Consider the following 19684-nt stretch of genomic DNA (forward strand, 5'->3'; position numbering starts at 1 on the left):
CGGGCGTCACTCCTCGGCGCTGGCCTCCACGTCCCCGCCGGACTCGACGTACTCGTCGGGGTCCTTGTCGACGACCTCGACGCCCTCCAGGTGGTGGTTCATGAAGCCGGCGAAGCGCACCGCCATCTCGTGGCGCTCCTCGAGGGTGAAGTGCGTCCGCACGTCCGCGAGGCCCTGCCGCTCCTCCTCGGCCATGTGGTCCCCGTTGACCTGGTCGAGCTTCTCCACGGCCGCGAACCAGGAGGGGCTGGCGAGCTCCTGCTCGTCGACCATCCGGCCGGCGTCGCGGATCGCGTTGTGGTCCTCGATGGCGTCCTCGGTCTCCTCCTCGGCGCTGTCCGCGTCCGCGGCGCCCCGGCCCTTCCGCAGGAGCTCGGGGTAGAAGTACTGCTCCTCGGCCTGCGCGTGGGCGTCCAGCAGGTCCCGCAGCCGCCCCCAGACGGCCACGAGGGAGTCCGGGTGGCCGGGGCCGATCTCCTGGATCATGGCGAACAGGCGGCGCTGCTCGGCGTGGTCCTCGAGGATGAGCTGGGCGATGTCCATGGGGTGTCCTTCCGTCGGCGCGGCCTGTGGCGCGGGTCTCCAGGGTACGACCGCCCGCGGAGCGGGGCGCCCCGGGAAACGTCCCGGGAGATGTCCCGGGAGATGTTCCGGGCCGGAACACGTCCGCGTCACGGCGTGTTAAGCCTGGCGACGGACCATGGGGGTCCGACGCACCCGCGCGGCTCCCCGCAGAGCAACAGGAGTGATGCACCCATGAGCCAGCCCTCCCCGATCCCTCCCACCGCCTCCGGCAACTACCGGGTCCTGCGCACCGTGACCACCTACGACGAGGCGCAGCGGATCGTCGACACCCTCTCCGACGCGGGGTTCCCCGTCGAGCACGTCCGCGTGGTCGGCACCGGCCTGCGCTCCGTCGAGCAGGTCACCGGCCGGCTGACCAACGGCAGGGCCGCCCTCTACGGGGTGGCCTCCGGGGCGTGGCTGGGACTGTTCGTCGGCCTGCTGCTGGGCCTGTTCGCCGTCTCCAACTGGCTGACCGTGGTCATGTGGGGCCTCGTCCTGGGCTCCGTCTGGGGCCTGGTCTTCGGCCTGATCGGCCACGCCGCGACCGGCGGGCGCCGCGACTTCCGCAGCATCCAGGGCTTCGAGGCGGACGCCTACGACGTCCTCGTCGAGGCCGAGTACGTCGACGAGGCCGCCGCCAAGCTCTCCGGGGCGCGGCCCACCGCCTGACCCCGTGTCCGGCGGGCCCGCCCGGGCCCTCCCGCGCAGGCCCCTGCCGCCCGTGGCGCACGGACGGCAGGGGCCTGCGCATGCACAGTCCGGCCCCTGTGTCAATCCTCGTGACAGGGGATGACCCTTCATGGCGGTTTGTGACGCCCGGCGTGACGGGAGGGCGGAGCGGGCGAACAATCGAAGGCATGACTCAGACGACGCGCGCGCCCCGTGCTGCCCGCAAGCCGAAGCCCGAGGGGCAGTGGAAGGTCGACGGCCGGGAGCCGCTGAACCCCAACGAGGTCTTCAAGCAGGCCGACGACGGGCTCAACGTGCGCGCCCGGATCGAGGAGATCTACTCCCGGGAGGGCTTCGACTCGATCGACCCCAACGACCTCCACGGCCGGTTCCGCTGGTGGGGCCTCTACACCCAGCGCAAGCCGGGCATCGACGGCGGCAAGACCGGCTCGCTGTCCGACGCCGAGCTCGAGGACAAGTACTTCATGATGCGCGTGCGCCTGGACGGCGGTGCCCTCACCCGTGAGCAGCTGCGGGTCCTCGGGCAGATCTCCGCGGACTTCGCCCGCGACTCGGCCGACGTCACGGACCGGCAGAACATCCAGTACCACTGGATCCGCGTCGAGGACGTCCCGGAGATCTGGCGCCGGCTCGAGGCCGCCGGGCTGGACACCGTCGAGGCCTGCGGCGACGTGCCCCGCGTGGTCCTCGGCTCCCCGCTGGCCGGCGTGGCCGCGGACGAGATCATCGACCCCACCCCCGTGATCGAGCAGATCAAGCGCGAGTTCATCGGCTCCCCGGAGTTCTCCAACCTGCCGCGCAAGTACAAGACCGCGATCACCGGCCACCCGTCCCTGGACGTGGTGCACGAGATCAACGACTGCGCCTTCGTGGGCGTCGTCCACCCCGAGCTGGGTCCCGGCTACGACCTGTGGGTCGGCGGCGCCCTGTCCGTGGTGCCGTTCCTCGGCAAGCGCCTGGGCGCCTTCGTGACCGAGGAGCAGGTGCCCGAGGTGTGGAAGGGCGTCACGAGCATCTTCCGCGACTACGGCTACCGGCGGCTGCGCAACCGCGCCCGCCTGAAGTTCCTCGTCCAGGACTGGGGCCCCGAGAAGTTCCGCGCGGTGCTCCAGGACGAGTACCTCGGCTACGAGCTCGCCGACGGCCCCGCCCCCGCCCGCTCCGCGACGCCCGGCGACCACGTCGGCGTGCACCGGCAGAAGGACGGCCGCTTCTACATCGGCGTCGCCCCGCGCGTGGGCCGGGTCTCCGGGCAGAAGCTGCTCGCCCTGGCCGACGTCATGGCGAAGTACGGCTCGGACCGGCTGCGCACCACCCCGCACCAGAAGCTCGTGCTGCTGGACATCGAGGAGGCCGACGTCGAGAACGCCGTCGCCGACCTCGAGGCGCTGGACCTGCAGGCGAGGCCCTCCGCCTTCCGCCGCTCCACTGTGGCCTGCACGGGCATCGAGTACTGCAAGCTCGCGATCGTCGAGACCAAGCAGACGGCCTCGGACACCATCGACGAGCTCGAGCGCCGGCTCGACGGCGTGGAGCTGCCGCAGCCGATCTCGCTGCACATCAACGGCTGCCCCAACTCCTGCGCCCGGATCCAGACCGCGGACATCGGGCTCAAGGGCCAGCTGCTGCCCACGGACGACGGCGGGCAGAGGCCCGGCTACCAGGTCCACCTGGGCGGCGGGCTCACCGACGACACCCGCGCCGAGGCCGAGCTGGGCCGCACCGTGCGCGGCCTGAAGGTCTACGCCGACGACCTGGCCGACTACGTGGAACGGCTGGTCCGGCGCTTCCTGGCCCAGCGCACCGACAACGAGACCTTCGCCGAGTGGACCCGCCGGGTCGAGGAGAGTGAACTCGCATGACCGCCACCCCCACCGGACCCCGCGCCGGGTCGCACGCCGTGACGGGCCCCGCCCCCGAGAGCGGGCTGCGCGACGAGCAGGCGCTGCGCGAGCTCGCGGCCGCCGGCGCCGCCGCGATGCACGCCGAGCTCGACGACGAGGGCCGGGTGCCCGCCGACGGCGAGGCCTCCACCACCGAGGTGATCCGCTGGGTCGCCGAGAACTTCGACCTGCGCAAGGTCGCGGTCGCCTGCTCGATGGCCGACGCCGTGCTGCCCGCCCTCGTGGCCGAGCAGCTGCCCGGCGTGGACGTGCTGTTCCTCGAGACCGGCTACCACTTCCCCGAGACGCTGGGCACCCGCGACGCCGTCGCCCACGTCCTGGACATCAGCGTGGTCGACGTCCTGCCCGAGCTCACCGTGGCCGAGCAGGACGCGCAGCTGGGCAAGGACCTCTTCTCGACCGACCCCGCCCGGTGCTGCGGCATCCGCAAGGTGGACCCCCTCGCGAAGGCCCTCAGCGGCTACGAGGTCTGGTTCACCGGCGTGCGCCGCGACGAGTCCTGGACCCGCACCAACGCCCCCATGGTCTCCTTCGACGAGACCCACAAGCTGATCAAGGTCAACCCCATGGTGCGGTGGACCCTCGACGAGCTCGTGGAGTACTCCGAGAGCCACGGCGTGCCGGTCAACCCGCTCATGTCGGAGGGCTACCTCTCCATCGGCTGCGCCCCCTGCACCCGCCCGGTCGCCGCGGGCGAGGACCCCCGCGCCGGCCGCTGGGCGGGACAGAACAAGACCGAGTGCGGGATCCACCTGTGAGCGCCACGACGGACCGCGCAGCGAGCACGACGACGGACGGGACCATGAACACGACGACGCACAGCAGCCTCGACGCGCTCGAGGCGGAGTCCATCCACATCATCCGCGAGGTCGTGGCGGAGTTCGACCGCCCGGCCATGCTCTTCTCCGGCGGCAAGGACTCGGTGGTGATGCTCCACCTCGCGGCCAAGGCCTTCTGGCCCGGGCGCGTGCCCTTCCCGGTGCTGCACGTGGACACCGGCCACAACTTCCCCGAGGTCCTCGACTTCCGGGACCGCACCGTCGAGCGGCTGGGCGTGCGCCTGGTCGTCGCCGGCGTGCAGGACTACATCGACGACGGCCGGCTGCTCGAGCGCGCCGACGGCACCCGCAACCCGCTCCAGACCGTCCCGCTGCTCGACGCCATCGTCGAGAACAAGTTCGACGCCGTGTTCGGCGGCGGCCGCCGCGACGAGGACAAGGCCCGCGCGAAGGAGCGGATCCTGTCCCTGCGCGACGAGTTCGGCCAGTGGGACCCCCGCAACCAGCGCCCGGAGCTGTGGAACCTCTACAACGGCCGCCACACCGCCGGCCAGCACGTGCGGGCGTTCCCCATCAGCAACTGGACCGAGCTCGACATCTGGCGCTACATCGAGCGCGAGAACATCGAGCTGCCGCCCATCTACTACGCCCACGAGCGGGAGGTCTTCCGCCGGGACGGGATGTGGCGGGCCGTGGGCGAGTTCTCGATGCCCACCGAGGCCGAGGACGTCGAGCGGCGCACGGTGCGCTACCGCACCGTGGGCGACATGTCCTGCACGGGCGCCGTGCTCTCCGACGCAGCGACCGTGGCCGACGTCGTGGCCGAGGTCGCCGTGTCCACGCTCACCGAGCGCGGGGCCACCCGCGCCGACGACCGGATCTCCGAGGCCGCCATGGAGGACCGCAAGAAGGACGGGTACTTCTAGACATGACTTCCACCGACACCACTCCCGCGCCCGCCCCTGTGCCCACCACCGGGCAGGACACCGCGCACGCCCCCACCATCGACCCCGGGTCGCTGTTCCGCTTCGCCACCGCCGGCTCCGTCGACGACGGCAAGTCCACGCTCGTGGGCCGGCTGCTCTACGACGCGAAGGCGATCCTCGCGGACCAGCTCGAGGCCGTGGGCCGCACCTCCGCCGAGCGCGGCTTCGGCGGCGGCTCCGGGCGGCTGGACCTCGCGCTGCTCACCGACGGCCTGCGCGCCGAGCGGGAGCAGGGCATCACGATCGACGTGGCCTACCGCTACTTCGCCACGGACCGCCGCTCGTTCGTCCTGGCGGACTGCCCCGGCCACGTCCAGTACACGAAGAACACCGTCACGGGCGCCTCGACCGCCGACGCCGTGGTCCTCCTCGTGGACGCCCGGCACGGGGTGTCGGAGCAGACGCGGCGCCACCTCGCCGTCGTCGCCCTCCTGCGCGTCCCGCACGTGGTGGTCGCCGTGAACAAGATCGACCTCGTCGACTACTCCCGGGAGGTCTTCGAACGGGTCTCCGCGGACGCCCACGACGTCGCCACCCGGCTCGGTCTGGAGGACCTGCACGTGGTGCCGGTCTCCGCGCTCGAGGGGGACAACGTCGTCGAGCGCTCGGAGCGCACCCCCTGGTACGAGGGCCGCCCCCTGCTGCGGATCCTCGAGGAGCTGCCCACCGTCGACGAGTCGGGCCGCGGCACGCACCGCCCCCTGCGCTTCCCCGTCCAGTACGTGATCCGCCCCCAGGGCGGGCTCGTGGCGGGCGTGGACCCGGAGGAGTACCGCGACTACCGCGGCTACGCTGGCCAGATCGCCTCGGGCACCGTGGCCGTGGGCGACGAGGTCGTGGTCCTGCCCTCGGGCCGGCGCACCACCGTCACCGGGATCGACGTGGCCGGCACCGCCGCCTCCGTGGGCGGCCCCCTGCCCGGCGAGCAGCTGCCGGAGGCCGCCGCCCCGAGCTCGGTCACGCTGCGCCTCGCCGACGACATCGACATCGCCCGCGGCGACCTCATCGCGGGCACGGGCGACGACCTGCCCCTGCCCACCCAGGACCTCGCGGCCTCCGTCGCGTGGCTGGGGGAGCGGCCGCTGCAGCCCCGCGCCCGCGTGCTCGTCAAGCACGGCACCGCGACCGTCCAGGGCATGGTGCAGGAGATCGAGGGCAAGCTCGACCTCGACGAGCTGACCGTCCAGGACGCCGGTAGCCTGGAGCTCAACGACCTGGGCCGCGTCCGCATCCGCACGGCCTCCCCGCTGCCCGTGGACAGCTACGGGAGCCTCCGGCGCACCGGCGCGTTCCTGCTCATCGACCCGGTCACCGGCGCCACGCTGGCCGCCGGGCTCGTCCGGGACGCCTGAGGTGGCGCGGCGTCGTCGGGCCGGGGGCTGGACGCTCGTGCTCGGCGCGCTCGCGGTGCTGGCCGTCCTGACGGTGGCCGCCACCGTGCTGCGCGCCAACGGGACGCTCGAGGCCTGGGAGCAGGCCTCCGTGGAGACCTCCGACGCCTCCGAGCTGACCCTGGGCTACTTCGGCAACCTCACCCACGGCCCGGCCCTGGTCGGCGTGCAGGAGGGGCTGTTCGCCCAGGAGCTCGGGGACACGCAGCTGTCCACACAGGTCTTCAGCAGCGGCCCCACCGCCATCGAGGCGATGAACGCGGGAGAGGTCGACGCCGCGTTCGTGGGCCCGAACCCCGCGATCAACTCCTTCATCCAGTCCGGGGGCGAGTCCCTCACCGTGGTGGCCGGGGCGGCCTCGGGGGGCGCCCAGTTCGTGGTGTCCGGTGACGTCGCCGGGGAGGACGACCTCGGGGGCCGCACCTTCGCGACCCCCGACTTCGGCGGCACCCAGGACGTGGCCCTGCGGACGTGGCTCGCCGACCACGGGTACGCGGCCGACGGCGACGGCGAGCGCGCGGTCGGCATCACGCCCATGCCCAACGGGCAGGCCCTCCAGATGCTGCGCCAGGGCCAGATCGACGGCGGCTGGCTGCCCCAGCCCTGGGCCACCCGCGCGGTCCAGGAGGAGGGCGCGAAGGTGCTCGTGGACGAGAGCGAGCTGTGGGCGGACGGCCGGTACCCCACCACCGTGCTCGCGGTGCGCCAGGACTTCCTGGAGCAGCACCCGCAGACCGTCGAGAAGCTCCTGTCCGGCCTGGACGAGTCCGTCGGCTGGCTCCACGCGCACGAGGACGACCCCGTGCTGGTGGCGGACACGCTCAACGCCGCCCTCGAGGCCGCCGACACCGACCCGCTGCCGCAGACCACGGCCGTCGGGGCGCTCGGGGCGATCGAGTGGACCGTCGACCCCCTGGCCGACACCTACCCGGCGCTGCTCGAGCACGCGGTGCGCGCCGGCACCACCCAGGAGGCCTCCGTGGAGGGACTCGTGGACACCACCCTCCTCGACCGCGTCCGCTCCGGAGAGGAGGACCGATGAGCACCAGCACGACGCCCGCCGCCGGGCGGACCGCCGCTCCCGGCCCCGCCATCCGGCTCGAGGGCCTGACCAAGACGTTCGCCGAGGCGGACGGGCCGGTGCTGGCGGACGTGGACCTGGCCGTGGAGCCCGGTCAGTTCGTGGCCCTGCTCGGCGCGTCCGGCTGCGGCAAGTCGACCCTGCTGAACATCGTGGCGGGCCTCGAGGAGCCCACGGACGGGACCCTCACCGTGCCCGACGAGGGCGCGGCGCTGATGTTCCAGGACGCCGCCCTGTTCCCCTGGCTGACGGCCCGGCGCAACGTGGAGCTCGCCCTCGAGCTGCGCGGCGTGCCGCGGGCCGAGCGCGCGGGCCGGGCCCGGGAGCTGCTCGAGCTCGTCCGGCTGCCCCACGCCGAGCACAAGCGCCCCCACGAGCTCTCCGGCGGCATGCGCCAGCGCGTGGCCCTGGCCCGCGCGCTCGCCCAGGAGCGGGAGGTGCTGCTGATGGACGAGCCGTTCTCCGCGCTCGACGCCATCACCCGCGACCTGCTCCACGAGGAGCTGCTGCGGATCTGGCGGGCCACCGGCCGGACCATCGTGTTCATCACCCACAACGTGGGCGAGGCCGTCCGCCTGGGGGAGCGCGTGCTGCTCATGTCCTCCCGGCCGGGCCGGATCGTGGAGGAGTGGGACACCCGCCCCTGGAAGGACCCCGACGCCTACGGCTTCGAGGGCAACGCCCAGTCGCTCGACGAGACCCTCGGCGAGCTGACCCGCACCATCACCGGACGCCTCCGGGAGGAGATCAGCCGCCATGCCGCCTGAGACCGCCGCCCTGCCCGCCGTGGCCGGCACCCGCCCCGGCCCCGCGCCCACCACCGCCCCCGCCCAGGCCCGCCCGGCCGCCGCGGGGGACGAGCTCGCCGGGCTCGACGCCCTGCAGACCGAGCGGCCCCGCCGCGCCCCGGTCGGCCAGATCCTCCGCACCAAGGTGGCGCCGCCCCTGGTCGCCCTGCTGTTCGGGCTGCTGACCTGGCAGCTGTTCGTCGCCCTGCTGGACCCCCGCCCCGACGTCGTGCCGGGACCCTTCGACGTCGCCCGCCAGCTCGGCGTGCTGCTCGCGGACGGGACCCTGTGGGGGGCGCTGGGCACCAGCCTGTGGCGCGGGATCAGCGGCTTCCTGATCGCCGTCGCCGTCGCCACGCCGCTGGGCCTGCTCGTGGCGCAGCGGCAGGGGCTGCGCAACGCCGTCGGCCCCCTCATCTCGGGGCTGCAGGTGCTCCCGTCCGTCGCCTGGGTGCCGGCGGCGATCATCTGGTTCGGCCTCTCCGACGCCACCGTGTACTTCGTGGTGCTCATGGGGGCGATCCCGTCGATCGTCAACGGGATGCTCGCCGGCGTGGACCAGATCCCGCCGCAGCTGCGCCGGGCCGGCCAGGTGCTCGGCGCGTCCGGCTGGACCATGGCGGCCAAGATCGTCCTGCCCGCCGCCCTGCCCGGGTACGTGGCCGGGCTCAAGCAGGGGTGGGCGTTCTCGTGGCGCTCCCTCATGGGCGCCGAGCTGATCGCGATCGGCGGCTCCATCGGCTTCGGCCTGGGATCGCTGCTCGAACAGGGGCGGACGGTCTCCAACATGGCCGTGGTGATGGCCGCGGTGCTCGCGATCCTCGCCGTGGGCATCCTCGTGGAGCTGCTGTTCTTCAACCCCGTGGAACGGCGGCTGCTGCGGGGGCGGGGGCTGCTCGGCCCCCGCTCCTGAGCCTCGTCCCGACCCCTCCCCGTCCAGGAAGTTCTGCGCCGACTTCACTACCCTGGGACCCGGTCCCGCCGCGCACGGTGCACGCCGTGCGCGCTGTCGAAAGGAAACCCGTGGCTGACACCACCACCCGCCCCCTGCGCGTCGCCGTGATCGGCGCCGGCCCCGCCGGCATCTACGCCGCAGACATGCTCACCAAGTCCGAGGCCGTGAAGAGCGGCGAGCTCGAGGTCAGCATCGACCTGTTCGACCGCTACCCCACCCCCTTCGGGCTCATCCGCTACGGCGTGGCCCCCGACCACCCCCGCATCAAGGGCATCATCACCGCGCTGCGCTCGATCCTCGGCCGCGGCGACATCCGGTTCTTCGGCAACGTCGAGTACGGCACCGACTTCACGCTCGCCGACTTCGGCGCCCACTACGACGCCGTGATCTTCGCCACCGGCGCCGTCTACGACGCCCCGCTGAACATCCCCGGCACCGAGCTGGAGGGCGTGTACGGCGCCGCGGAGTTCGTCGCCTGGTACGACGGCCACCCCGACTTCCCCCGCACCTGGCCGCTCGAGGCCAAGGAGGTCGCGGTGATCGGCAACGGCAACGTGGCCCTCGACGTGGCCCGCGTGCTCTCCAAGCACGCCGACGACATGCTCGTCACGGAGATCCCCGCCAACGTCTACCAGGGGCTCAAGGCCTCCCCGGTCACTGACGTGCACATCTTCGGCCGCCGCGGCCCCGCCCAGGTGAAGTTCACGCCGCTCGAGTTGCGGGAGCTCGCCAAGTCGCGGGACGTCGACATCGTCGTGTACGACGAGGACTTCCAGTACGACGAGGGCTCCGAGCGGGCCATCGCCGAGAACAACCAGGCCAAGGTCATGGTCAAGACCCTCGAGAAGTGGCGGGCCGACGACTCCCCGAAGACCGCCTCCCGGCGCCTGCACCTGCACTTCCTGCAGAGCCCCCGCGAGGTGCTCGGGGAGGACGGCAAGGTCGTGGGCCTGCGCATGGAGCGCACCCGCCTCAACGGCGACGGCTCCGTGTCCGGGACCGGCGAGTTCGTCGACTACCCGGTGCAGGCCGTCTACCACGCGGTCGGCTACCTCGGCTCCCGGCTGCCCGAGCTGCCGTTCGACGACGGCCGCGGCGTGATCCCCAACGTGGAGGGACGCGTGGTCGCCGACAACGGCGCCGTGCTGCACGGCCTCTACGCCACCGGCTGGATCAAGCGCGGGCCCGTCGGGCTGATCGGCGCCACCAAGTCCGACGCCCTCGAGACCGTCACCCACCTGCTCGAGGACCGGCCGCTGCTGCCCGCCGCCTCCTCCCCGGACCCGCAGTCCGTCAACGACGTGCTCGAGGCCCGCGGCGTGCAGTACACCACGTGGGAGGGCTGGCTGGCCCTCGACGAGTACGAGCAGGGGCTCGGCCAGTCCTCGCACGACGCCGAGGGCAACCCGCGCGAGCGCGTCAAGGTGGTCGAGCGCGAGGAGATGGTCTGCGTCTCCCGCGAGGGCGTGGCGGACCCCGTCGCGACCCACGCCTGACCGGCGCCCCTTCTCTGACCGCGAGGGGTCGTTTTCCAACGGAACAAGTAGCTCATTCGGCCTGGAAACGACCCCTCGCGGTGCTGTGGGCCCTGAACGCGACCCCTCGCGGCGTTGTGGGCCCTGAACGCGACCCCTCGCGGCGTTGTGGGCGCTGAGCGCCACCCCCCGGGGCCGGAGCCGGCGGTGCAGCGGCGCCGGAGCGGCAGCTGCTGGGCCGTCAGAGGCCCAGCAGCTGCCGGGTGTGGTCGTTGAGGAGGACGCCGTCCGGGTCCACCTGGGCGCGGGCGTCGAGGAAGTCCTGGAACCGCGGGTACACGGAGTGCAGGTGCTCGGCGTCCTGCGTGTGCACGGTGCCCCAGTGCGGCCGCCCGCCGTGGGCCACGAAGATCTCCTCCGCGGCGGCGAAGGCGGTGGGGTCGTAGCGGCGCCAGTACTGCCGGAGCGCGATCCAGCCGGTGGCCCGCCCGTGGGCGGGGGAGAGCCAGGGATCCTCGGCGGCGGAGCAGCGCACGTCCACCGGGAAGGCGAAGTCGTCGCCGCGGCGCTCGATCAGCGCCTGCAGCTCACGGAACGCCACGGCCAGCTCCTCCACGGGCAGCGCGTACTCGGTCGAGACGAACCGGACCCGCTTCGGCACGGCGAACACCCGGAAGGAGAGGTCGCTGTAGGCCCGCGGGCTGTTGGTGAACGAGTCCAGGCGGTTGACCCCCGGCGTGGAGCGCGGCAGGACCGTGGCCAGCTGGTTGAGCCCGGCCGTGAGGGTGTTGCGCAGCAGGGCGTCATCGATCCGGCGGACGGCGCGCGCCACCGGGGAGCCGGGCCGGGTGTAGGAGTCCGGGAGCTTGTGCAGGCGCGTGAGGATGCGGGTCTGGGCGGTCGTGGTGCCCGGCATCCAGAAGAACTCGAAGTGGTCGGCCCCCTCCATGCGGCTCCCGAGGGAGTCGACGAGCGGGCCGAGCGGCTCCTTGATCTCCGCGGCGTGCAGCCGGAACGCCGGCTCGCACTGCAGGGTCACGGTCGCGAGCACGCCGACGACCCCCAGGCCCACCCGGGCCGCCTGGAAGAGCTCGGGGTGCTGCTCGGCGGAGCACTCGAGGAGCTCGCCGGCCGGGGTGACCAGGGTGAGGCCGACCACCTGCCCGGAGAGGGACTCGAAGCCCAGGCCGGTGCCGTGGGTGCCGGTCGAGACCGCGCCGCCCACCGTCAGCCAGGTGCTGTCCGGGAGGTTGGTCACGGCGAGGTCGTGCTCGTCGAGGGCCTTGTTGACGACGTCGAGCGTGGTGCCCGCCAGGACGGTGGCCCGGTGCCGGGTCGTGTCCACGCTCAGCACCCCGGACAGGCGGGTCATGTCGAGGTGGACGTCGGGCGCCAGGGGCAGGGCGGAGAAGCTGCACCCCGACCCCACGGGCCGCACGCCCAGGCCGCGCTCTGCGGCCGCGGACACGGCTCTGCTGAGCTCCGGCACGGAGGAGGGGCGGAGCACGTGCCGGGGAGTCACGGAGTGCGTCCTCCCCCAGGTGGCCCACTCCCTCGTCCCGGTCTCCCCGGGCAGGGTGTCGGGCAGCGAGACCTCGCTCATCGGCGGGACCGTCCTTCCTCGCAGGCGGGTGCGCTGTGCGTGCTCATCTTCTCACCCCGGAAGCGGATCGTCCGCCGCGCGCGCCGCGGATCCCGGTGCGTCCGCGCGTACCATCGGAGGCACAGCTCGCGGCCGGGTCCGCCCGGGCCGGGGCGAAGCCCTGAGCACAGGAGGCAGCACCATGACCGACCGACCGTCCCCGGACCGCGACGAGCGCCACGAACCCACCCTGGGGGAGGAAGCGGTGCGCCGCCGGAGGCCGGCCGGCGGCGAGGGCGCCGCCCTGGACGCCACGGGCGAGATCGTCGTGGGCGTCGACGGCTCCGAGCAGAGCCTCGGCGCCCTGCGGTGGGCGGCGCGGGAGGCCGTCCGGCGCGGCCGCGCCGTGCGCATGGTCACCGCCTACAGCCTGCCGGTGTTCTCCGGCTCCGGGTTCGACACCGGCTACGCCACCGTGGACGAGGCCGCCCTCACGAAGGGCGTCGAGGAGATGCTGGACCACGCCGCGGCGCAGGTCCGGAGCACCGGCGTGGAGCTGCGGGCCACGGTCGAGACGGGGGACCCCTCCGGGGCCCTGCTCGAGCTGAGCCGCACGGCCGAGCTGCTCGTCCTGGGCTCCCGCGGCCGCGGCGGCCTGCTGGGCCGGCTGCTGGGCACGGTCTCGACGGCGGTCCCGGCGCACTCCAGGTGCCCCGTGGGCGTCGTGCCCCGCCCGTGGGCCGAGGCGCACCTCGGGGAGGAGTCGCTCACGAGCACCGTGGCGCTCGTCGAGCGCGTCGTCGTGGGCTCGGACGGCTCCAGCCAGGCACGGGCCGCTATGCTCTACGCCGCGGAGGAGGCCCGCCTGCTGGGCGTGCCTCTGACCGTGGTCTGCGCGCTCCCTCCCGCGAGCGGGGCCCTCGCGTGGATGCCCACGTCCGTGGACTTCGAGGCGATGTACGACGACGTCGCGCGCGCCCTGAACGGCGGGGTCGCCTGGCTCAGGAGCTGGTTCCCGGACCTCGAGATCGGCTCGGAGCTCGCCGACGGCGCGCCCGTGCAGGTGATGGTCGAGCAGACCCGCCGCAACCGCCTCGTGGTGCTCGGCACCCGGGGCCGCGGCGGCTTCGCCGGGATGCTGCTGGGCTCCACGTCCCAGGGGGTGCTGCACAACGCCGCCGGGCCCGTGATCATCGTCCCGGACCGCCCCGACGAGCGGATCGAGACCCGCAAGGACTTCGACTTCGACGACGTCCGCCCCTGGGACGCCTGAGCGGGCCCGGCGCGGGGCTCAGCCCCAGCCGAGCTCGTGCAGGCGCTCGTCGTCGATGCCGAAGTGGTGGGCGACCTCGTGGATGACGGTCACGGTGATCTCGTCCACGAGCTCGTCGCGGTCCCGGCACATCCGCTGCAGGGGACCCCGGTAGACGAAGATCCGGTCCGGCAGGGAGCCCGCGCCCCAGCCGCCGTCCCGGGCGGTCAGGGGCACGCCCTCGTAGAGGCCCAGCAGGTCGGGGGCGTGGGCCGGGGGCTCCTCCTCGACGAGGATCACCACGTTGTCCATGGCCCGGAACAGCTCGTCCGGGATCAGGTCGATGGCGTCGTCGACGGCGCCCTCGAACTCCTTGCGCGTCAGCTCGATCACACCCCATTCCTACCCCACCCCCGCCTCACCGCGGGCCGCGCCGCTCCCGGCGGGCGCTGGGGGCGGGGGCGGAGAATTGTGGAAAACCGGGCCTGCCTCTAAGCTGTACTCGGTTTCTCCCGTGTCCAGATCGTGGCCGTCCAGGTCCTGGTCGTCGATGCGGGCGTTCTGGCCCCCATCGTCTAGCGGCCTAGGACACCGCCCTTTCACGGCGGCGGCACGGGTTCGAATCCCGTTGGGGGTACGCGAGGAAGTGGCTGGACCACCGATTTGCACAACCGGTGAGGATTGCTGGTAAGATCAATCCTCGTTGGAAACAGCAAGGCCCTGTAGCGCAGTTGGTTAGCGTGCCGCCCTGTCACGGCGGAGGTCGCGGGTTCAAGTCCCGTCAGGGTCGCTCAGGCGGCGTTCACATCGGAAGATGTTGCGCCGTCGCGGCATATCCGCTGCGGATGCGCCGGGCTCTGTAGCTCAGTTGGTAGAGCGTACGACTGAAAATCGTAAGGTCACCGGATCGACGCCGGTCGGAGCCACCACCGGAAACCGCCGGCCCCCAGGGGCCGGCGGTTTTTTCGTGCCCGGGGGCACCTCGTGCGTTCCCCCGGGCGGCGCCGGGGCGGTCCAGGGGCTGCTGCCAGCGGACGCCGAGGTTGCCGCCCTAGCCTGGGACGCGTGATCCGTCTGCCTCGTCGTCCGAGCCCCCGCGGGGCGGCGTTCGTGCTGTCCTGCCTCTGCCTGCTGGCCCTCGCGGGCTGCGGGTCCGGCCAGCAGCCCCGCGGCCTGGTCCTCGAGTCGGCGACCGGCACCCCCGGGCCCACTCCGTCCGCCGAGCCCGCCGCGGCCGCGGACACCTGCTTCGACGTCGCCGGCGCCTACACGGCCATGACCCTCCTGCCCCTGTCCACGGACGACGCCGACCCCGACTTCCACGCCCACGAGACCGTCTCCTCCGTGCGGGAGCTCGCCTCCCGGATGCCCGCCGAGCTGCGCCCCGCGTTCGACGACGCCGTGGTGGCGCTGGAGTCCGCCGGCGGCTCGGTGCAGCCGACCGAGCTCGCCGAGGTGCAGCGGGCCCTCGCACCCGTCGACGACTGGCTGGAGCGCCGGTGCTCGGAGCCCGTCCCGGGACGGTGATCCGCCCCTTCCTATACTGGGCCCACCACGCCCCGTCCAGGGGCCCGGAACGGAGGGAGCGACCATGAGCGGGAAGGACGACACCGCGAAGCACACTGCGCAGGATGCTGTGAAGGACACCGCGAAGGACGCCGTGAAGGACACCGCGCAGGAGCCCGAGCGGGATCTCGCGGAGGGCCAGCGCGAGGACGGCCTCGTCATCGAGCCGGGCGAAGCGCTGGACCGCGACCTGCGGGAGCACGAGCTGCCCGACAGGGCGGAGCAGGGCTGACGGCCCCCGCTCCCCGACGCCGCGGCGGCCCCGGCGGGAGCCGGGGCCGCCGCAGGACCTGAGGGCGGGCGCCCCGGGCGGGGCCAGGCGCAGTGCACCGGCCCCCGCCCGGCGTCGTCAGCGGACGAGCGGGGCCAGGCGCACCCACGCGGCGGACTCGGGCCCCAGGGCGCCGTCCGTGACGGCGCCCTCACGGCTGGTCACCAGCAGCTCGCCCTCGGGCAGGGCAACGGGCTCCTCGCCCATGTTCGCGGCCACCAGGACGCGCTCCCCGGCGGGGGTCGTGGTGACGAAGGCGAGCAGGCGGGTGGCGGCGTCGTGGGCCTCGTGCCAGGCGAAGTCCCCCCGGCCCAGCCCCAGCTCCCGGCGCAGCCGGATCGCCGTGCGGTACAGCGTGTGGGTCGAGTCGGGCACCCCCACCTGCTGGTCGGCGGCGAGCGCCGCGAAGGCCTCCGGCTGCGGCAGCCACGGGTCCTCCCCGAAGCCGTGTCCCGGTTCCCCGGCGGCCCACGGCAGGGGCACGCGGCAGCCGTCGCGGCCGATCTCCTCGCCCTGCGTGCGGGCGAAGGCCGGGTCCTGGCGCAGCTCGGCGGGCAGACCGGTGTGGTCGGGCAGGCCCAGCTCGTCGCCCTGGTACAGGTAGGCGGAGCCCGGCAGAGCGAGCTCGACCAGCGCCGCGGAGCGGCCCCGTGCCAGGCCCTGCTCGTGGTCGGGCTGCTCGTGCCCGGCGTCGATGCCCTTGGGGTAGGCGATCGGGTCGGAGAGGCCGAAGCGGGAGACGTGCCGGACGGTGTCGTGGTTGGAGAGCACCCAGGTGGTGGGCGCGCCGACCTTCGCGGACTCGGCCAGGGAGTCCTCGATGGCCCGGGACATGCGGGCCCAGTCCCAGCCGGCGATCAGGAAGTCGAAGTTGAACGCCTGGTGCATCTCGTCCGAGCGCACGTACATCGCGAGCCGGTGCGCGGGCTCGACCCAGGCCTCGGCCACCATCATCCGGTCGCCGTCGTACTCCGCGAGCACGCGGTGCCAGTCGCGGTAGACCTCGTGCACCCCGTCCTGGTCGAAGTACGGGCTGGTCCCGTGCATGGGGGTGTCGGGCTCGTCGTGCTCGGGGGCCTCGAACTCGCCCTCGACCATGTGCACCTGGTGGTCCCAGTCGGGCAGGCCCTCGGCCTTGACCAGCCCGTGGGCCACGTCCACGCGGAAGCCGTCCGCGCCGCGGTCCAGCCAGAAGCGCAGGACGGAGCGGAACTCCTCCCACACCTCCGGGTTCTCCCAGTTGAGGTCCGGCTGGGTGCTGTCGAACAGGTGCAGGTACCACTGGCCGTCCGGCAGCCGGGTCCAGGCCTCCCCGCCGAAGATGGAGCGCCAGTTGTTGGGCGGCAGCTCGCCGTCCTCCCCGCGGCCGTCGCGGAACATGTACCGCGCCCGCTCGGGGCTGCCCGGCCCGGCGGCCACGGCGGCGCGGAACCACTCGTGGTCGCTCGAGGTGTGGTTCGGGACGAGGTCCACGATGAGCCTGAGCCCCAGCTCGTCCATCCGCGCCCGCATCCGGTCGAAGTCCTCGAGGGTGCCGAAGCGGGGGTCGATGTCCCGGTAGTCGGAGACGTCGTAGCCGGCGTCGTTCTGGGGGGAGACGTAGAACGGGGACAGCCACAGGGCGTCCACCCCGAGGTCGGCGAGGTAGTCGAGCCGCTCGATGATGCCGGGGATGTCCCCCATGCCGTCACCGTTGGAGTCGTTGAAGGAACGCGGATAGATCTGGTAGATCACCGCGTGGCGCCACCACTCCCCGTCGTCGGTCGCGGGGGGCGTGTTGACCTGTTGCGTCATGTGGTCTTCCTTGGGTCTTCCTGGTCGGAGGATGTGCGCACCCACTCAACCACGTCCGGGCGTGGGAGGAAACGGCCGCCCGGGGCCACGGCCGGCGCAGCGCGGAGACTGCGGGAGACGGCACGGAGACTGCACGGAGACGGCGCGGTGCCGCCGGACGCGGGCCCCGGCTCAGCTGGCGCTCTCGAGGTGCGCCAGGGGCAGCCACCGGTGCATGAGCCGGCGGAACGCCACGGCCGCGCTGTGGGGGTCCTGGGAGGCGAGCAGCTCCACGGCGTCCTGGAAGTCCTGGGGGCTCTCGTCCGGCTGGAAGCGGTCCGCGACCGCGCCGTAGTGCAGCACCACCAGGGAGTTGGCGGAGAACGCCCCCAGCCACCGGCCCAGGTGCGTGAGGTCCTCGGCGAGCTCCTCGAGGTCCTCGCCCCCGGCGTCCTCGACGACCTGGGCGGCGCGCACCACCCGGCGGGTCGCGACGTCGACCGGCACCGCGCACCGGTGGACCCTGTTGCCGTGGTGGAAGCTCTCGACGTGGTCCTGCGCGGTGAACAGCGCGAACCACGCCATGGGCACCGTGAACGCGGACTGCCGGGCGTGCACGGGCGTGAAGTGCTCCCGGGCGATCCGCTCGCCCGCGGCCCGGATGGCGTCCTCGGGGATCAGGAGGTTCGGCAGCGGCTCCCCGCCCTCCTCCTCCGCGAGGGCCACGAGCCGCAGCGACCGGCGCAGCCGCTGCGGGGGGTGGTAGACGGGGAAGTCCCCGATCCCGGCGGCGAGCATGTCCCGGCCCCGGGGCGCGGCGGAGAACGGCAGGGTCCACAGCGGCTCCACGGCGGGCGGCAGCGGGTCGTCACCGGGCTCGGCGAGGCGGGCGAGCTGCTCGGTCAGCTCGTTGACGCCCGCCTCCTCCGGGGACAGCGCCCGGGGCAGGAGCGGGGCGTACAGGGCGTCGAGCTCCTCGGCGGGCACGTAGACCCGGAGGGCGAACTGGTGGGGGATCCCCGTGGCCGAGCGGAACGTCCGCCCGACCTGCAGCAGCTGGGACACGGCGGCTCAGGCGATCTCGACGACGACGGGGGCGTGGTCCGAGGCGCCCTTGCCCTTGCGCTCCTCGCGGTCGATCACGGCGTCCGTCACGCGCGCGGCCAGGGCGGGGGAGTAGAGCTGGAAGTCGATGCGCATGCCCTCCTTCTTGGGGAAGCGCAGGCCCTTGTAGTCCCAGTAGGTGTAGACGCCGGGGCCGGGGTGCCGCGGGCGGACCACGTCCTGGTAGCCGGCCTCCTCCAGGAAGGCGCGGAACGCGGCGCGCTCCGGCTCGCTCACGTGGGTCAGGCCGTTGTCGAGGAAGAACTGCATGTCCCACACGTCCTCGTCCTGCGGGGCCACGTTCCAGTCGCCCACGAGCGCCACCTGCGCCCGGGGGTCCTCCTCCACCCAGCGGCGGGCGTGGTCCTTGAGGACGCGCAGCCACTCCAGCTTGTACGGCATGTGGGGGTCGTCGAGCCCGCGCCCGTTCGGGACGTAGAGGGACCAGACCCTGATGCCGTTGCAGGTGGCGCCGATCGCACGGGCCTCCTGGACGGGATCCTGGCCGGGCTTGCCGAAGGCGGGCTGGTCCGGGAAGGTGCGCTGGACGTCCTCGATGCCCACGCGGGAGGCGATCGCCACGCCGTTCCACTGGCTCACCCCGAAGTGGGCGACGTCGTAGCCCATGAACTCGAACAGCTCCCAGGGGAAGCCCTCGTCCTTCGTCTTGGTCTCCTGCATGGCCAGGACGTCCACGTCCGAGCGCCGCAGCCAGGCCTCCACACGGTCGGCGCGGGCGCGGACGGAGTTCACGTTCCAGGTGGCGATCCTCATGGGTCCCACGTTACCGGCTGGCCCGCACGGGGGGGCTCGCGCCGGGCCTCCCGCGGCGCCACCCCTCTCGTATGCTTTTGCATAAATCAGTCCCGGGCCGGACCGGCCGGCCGGGACGAGAGCCACGGAGGACGTCATGCGGTGGATCCCCGGGCGAGCGCTGCTCGCCCTCCTGGTGACGGCGTCCCTCGCCCTGGGCGCGGTGCCCGCCGCCGGAGCGGCGGAGCGGGACGCCGGCCCCACCGGGAGCTCCGCCGCCCGCCCCCTGCAGGCGGACGCCCTGAGCGGCGGCAGCGCCGCCGCGTCCCCCGGGGGAGGCGGCGGCACCGGCGGCGCGGCGGCCGTGGACCCGGCCGAGGCCTCCGATGCTGATGCTGCTGCGGCGCCCGCGACGGCGTCAGCGGCCGCCGCGGCGGTGACGGGCTCCCTGCCGACCACGGCCGCGCAGGTCGCCGAGGCCTTCAGGATCGTCAACGACCACCGCCGCCAGGCCTACCGGGCCCCGCTCGCCTACAACTCGTCGCTCTCCGCGACCGCGCAGCGGTGGGCGGACACGACGGCGAGCGCGCGGACCCCCCTGGAGAGCCCGGTCCCCTTCCGCGACGTCCCGGCGGGCGCCCACCGGATGGACCAGTACTTCGGGAAGGGCGAGTTCACCGGCCAGTTCGCGGGCGCCGACGCCGTGGAGGCCATCACCCACTACCTGCTGGACTTCTTCCCCCGCAACGGCACCGACCAGTTCGCCC

General features: G+C 73.4%; 18 protein-coding genes and 3 tRNA genes. 15 read left to right on the forward strand and 6 right to left on the reverse strand.

What is annotated here, in order from left to right; all coding sequences use genetic code 11:
• Positions 1 to 6: 6 nt before the first annotated feature.
• Entirely contained in the window at positions 7 to 543 is a 537-nt protein-coding gene (locus IEW07_RS03970) for a hemerythrin domain-containing protein (RefSeq protein ID WP_188534555.1), read from the reverse strand.
• 213 nt (positions 544 to 756) lie between these two features.
• On the opposite strand from IEW07_RS03970, the gene IEW07_RS03975 reads away from it, so the two are divergent.
• From IEW07_RS03975 to IEW07_RS04015, 9 genes are all read left to right on the forward strand, one after another.
• Positions 757 to 1236 (forward strand): YflT domain-containing protein, encoded by a 480-nt coding sequence (locus tag IEW07_RS03975; protein ID WP_188534556.1) that lies wholly within the window; start codon positions 757 to 759, stop codon positions 1234 to 1236.
• Positions 1237 to 1424: 188 nt separating this feature from the next.
• Positions 1425 to 3119: a nitrite/sulfite reductase gene (locus IEW07_RS03980; RefSeq protein WP_188534557.1), complete on the forward strand. Its 1695-nt coding sequence runs from the start codon at positions 1425 to 1427 to the stop codon at positions 3117 to 3119.
• On the forward strand, positions 3116 to 3919 hold the full coding sequence (locus IEW07_RS03985; protein ID WP_188534558.1) for a phosphoadenylyl-sulfate reductase: 804 nt from the start codon (positions 3116 to 3118) through the stop codon (positions 3917 to 3919). Before IEW07_RS03980 ends, IEW07_RS03985 begins: the two co-directional genes overlap by 4 nt.
• Complete coding sequence (gene cysD, locus IEW07_RS03990) at positions 3916 to 4866, forward strand: sulfate adenylyltransferase subunit CysD (protein ID WP_268235522.1); 951 nt, start codon at positions 3916 to 3918, stop codon at positions 4864 to 4866. The genes IEW07_RS03985 and cysD overlap by 4 nt, the downstream gene beginning before the upstream one ends.
• Before the next feature lie 2 nt (positions 4867 to 4868).
• A complete protein-coding gene (locus tag IEW07_RS03995) occupies positions 4869 to 6278 on the forward strand; it encodes a sulfate adenylyltransferase subunit 1 (RefSeq protein WP_188534560.1) in 1410 nt (469 codons plus the stop codon).
• Between the two features lies 1 nt (position 6279).
• Entirely contained in the window at positions 6280 to 7359 is a 1080-nt protein-coding gene (locus IEW07_RS04000; RefSeq protein WP_188534561.1) for an ABC transporter substrate-binding protein, read from the forward strand.
• Entirely contained in the window at positions 7356 to 8165 is an 810-nt protein-coding gene (locus IEW07_RS04005; protein ID WP_188534562.1) for an ABC transporter ATP-binding protein, read from the forward strand. Before IEW07_RS04000 ends, IEW07_RS04005 begins: the two co-directional genes overlap by 4 nt.
• On the forward strand, positions 8155 to 9099 hold the full coding sequence (locus IEW07_RS04010; protein ID WP_188534563.1) for an ABC transporter permease: 945 nt from the start codon (positions 8155 to 8157) through the stop codon (positions 9097 to 9099). The genes IEW07_RS04005 and IEW07_RS04010 overlap by 11 nt, the downstream gene beginning before the upstream one ends.
• Before the next feature lie 110 nt (positions 9100 to 9209).
• Positions 9210 to 10637: an FAD-dependent oxidoreductase gene (locus tag IEW07_RS04015; protein ID WP_188534564.1), complete on the forward strand. Its 1428-nt coding sequence runs from the start codon at positions 9210 to 9212 to the stop codon at positions 10635 to 10637.
• 220 nt (positions 10638 to 10857) lie between these two features.
• On the opposite strand, the gene IEW07_RS04020 is transcribed toward IEW07_RS04015, so the two are convergent.
• Positions 10858 to 12219, reverse strand: coding sequence for a D-arabinono-1,4-lactone oxidase (locus IEW07_RS04020; RefSeq protein ID WP_188534565.1), 1362 nt, complete (start codon positions 12217 to 12219; stop codon positions 10858 to 10860).
• Between the two features lie 181 nt (positions 12220 to 12400).
• Here IEW07_RS04020 and IEW07_RS04025 point away from each other — a divergent pair, with 181 nt between their 5' ends.
• Positions 12401 to 13471: a universal stress protein gene (locus tag IEW07_RS04025; protein WP_188534566.1), complete on the forward strand. Its 1071-nt coding sequence runs from the start codon at positions 12401 to 12403 to the stop codon at positions 13469 to 13471.
• 18 nt (positions 13472 to 13489) lie between these two features.
• On the opposite strand, the gene IEW07_RS04030 is transcribed toward IEW07_RS04025, so the two are convergent.
• Positions 13490 to 13843, reverse strand: coding sequence for a metallopeptidase family protein (locus tag IEW07_RS04030; RefSeq protein ID WP_188534567.1), 354 nt, complete (start codon positions 13841 to 13843; stop codon positions 13490 to 13492).
• Positions 13844 to 14014: 171 nt separating this feature from the next.
• Between IEW07_RS04030 and IEW07_RS04035 the strand changes: the two genes are divergently transcribed.
• From IEW07_RS04035 to IEW07_RS04055, 5 genes are all read left to right on the forward strand, one after another.
• Positions 14015 to 14087 (forward strand) — tRNA-Glu (locus IEW07_RS04035).
• 79 nt (positions 14088 to 14166) lie between these two features.
• A tRNA-Asp gene (locus IEW07_RS04040) sits at positions 14167 to 14240 on the forward strand.
• Positions 14241 to 14303: 63 nt separating this feature from the next.
• Positions 14304 to 14379: transfer RNA gene (locus tag IEW07_RS04045), tRNA-Phe, on the forward strand.
• A gap of 136 nt (positions 14380 to 14515) precedes the next feature.
• On the forward strand, positions 14516 to 14977 hold the full coding sequence (locus IEW07_RS04050) for a hypothetical protein (protein ID WP_188534568.1): 462 nt from the start codon (positions 14516 to 14518) through the stop codon (positions 14975 to 14977).
• Between the two features lie 64 nt (positions 14978 to 15041).
• Positions 15042 to 15248: a hypothetical protein gene (locus tag IEW07_RS04055; protein ID WP_188534569.1), complete on the forward strand. Its 207-nt coding sequence runs from the start codon at positions 15042 to 15044 to the stop codon at positions 15246 to 15248.
• 117 nt (positions 15249 to 15365) lie between these two features.
• On the opposite strand, the gene IEW07_RS04060 is transcribed toward IEW07_RS04055, so the two are convergent.
• The 3 genes from IEW07_RS04060 to IEW07_RS04070 all read right to left on the reverse strand — a co-directional run bounded on the left by IEW07_RS04060 (position 15366) and on the right by IEW07_RS04070 (position 18938).
• Positions 15366 to 17081 (reverse strand): glycoside hydrolase family 13 protein, encoded by a 1716-nt coding sequence (locus tag IEW07_RS04060; RefSeq protein WP_188534570.1) that lies wholly within the window; start codon positions 17079 to 17081, stop codon positions 15366 to 15368.
• Between the two features lie 171 nt (positions 17082 to 17252).
• Complete coding sequence (locus tag IEW07_RS04065) at positions 17253 to 18125, reverse strand: DUF8083 family protein (protein ID WP_229741556.1); 873 nt, start codon at positions 18123 to 18125, stop codon at positions 17253 to 17255.
• A gap of 6 nt (positions 18126 to 18131) precedes the next feature.
• Positions 18132 to 18938: an exodeoxyribonuclease III gene (locus IEW07_RS04070; protein ID WP_188534571.1), complete on the reverse strand. Its 807-nt coding sequence runs from the start codon at positions 18936 to 18938 to the stop codon at positions 18132 to 18134.
• Between the last annotated feature and the right edge of the window lie 746 nt (positions 18939 to 19684).

Origin of the sequence: Kocuria dechangensis (assembly GCF_014636775.1) — a bacterium.
Lineage (GTDB): Bacteria > Actinomycetota > Actinomycetes > Actinomycetales > Micrococcaceae > Kocuria > Kocuria dechangensis.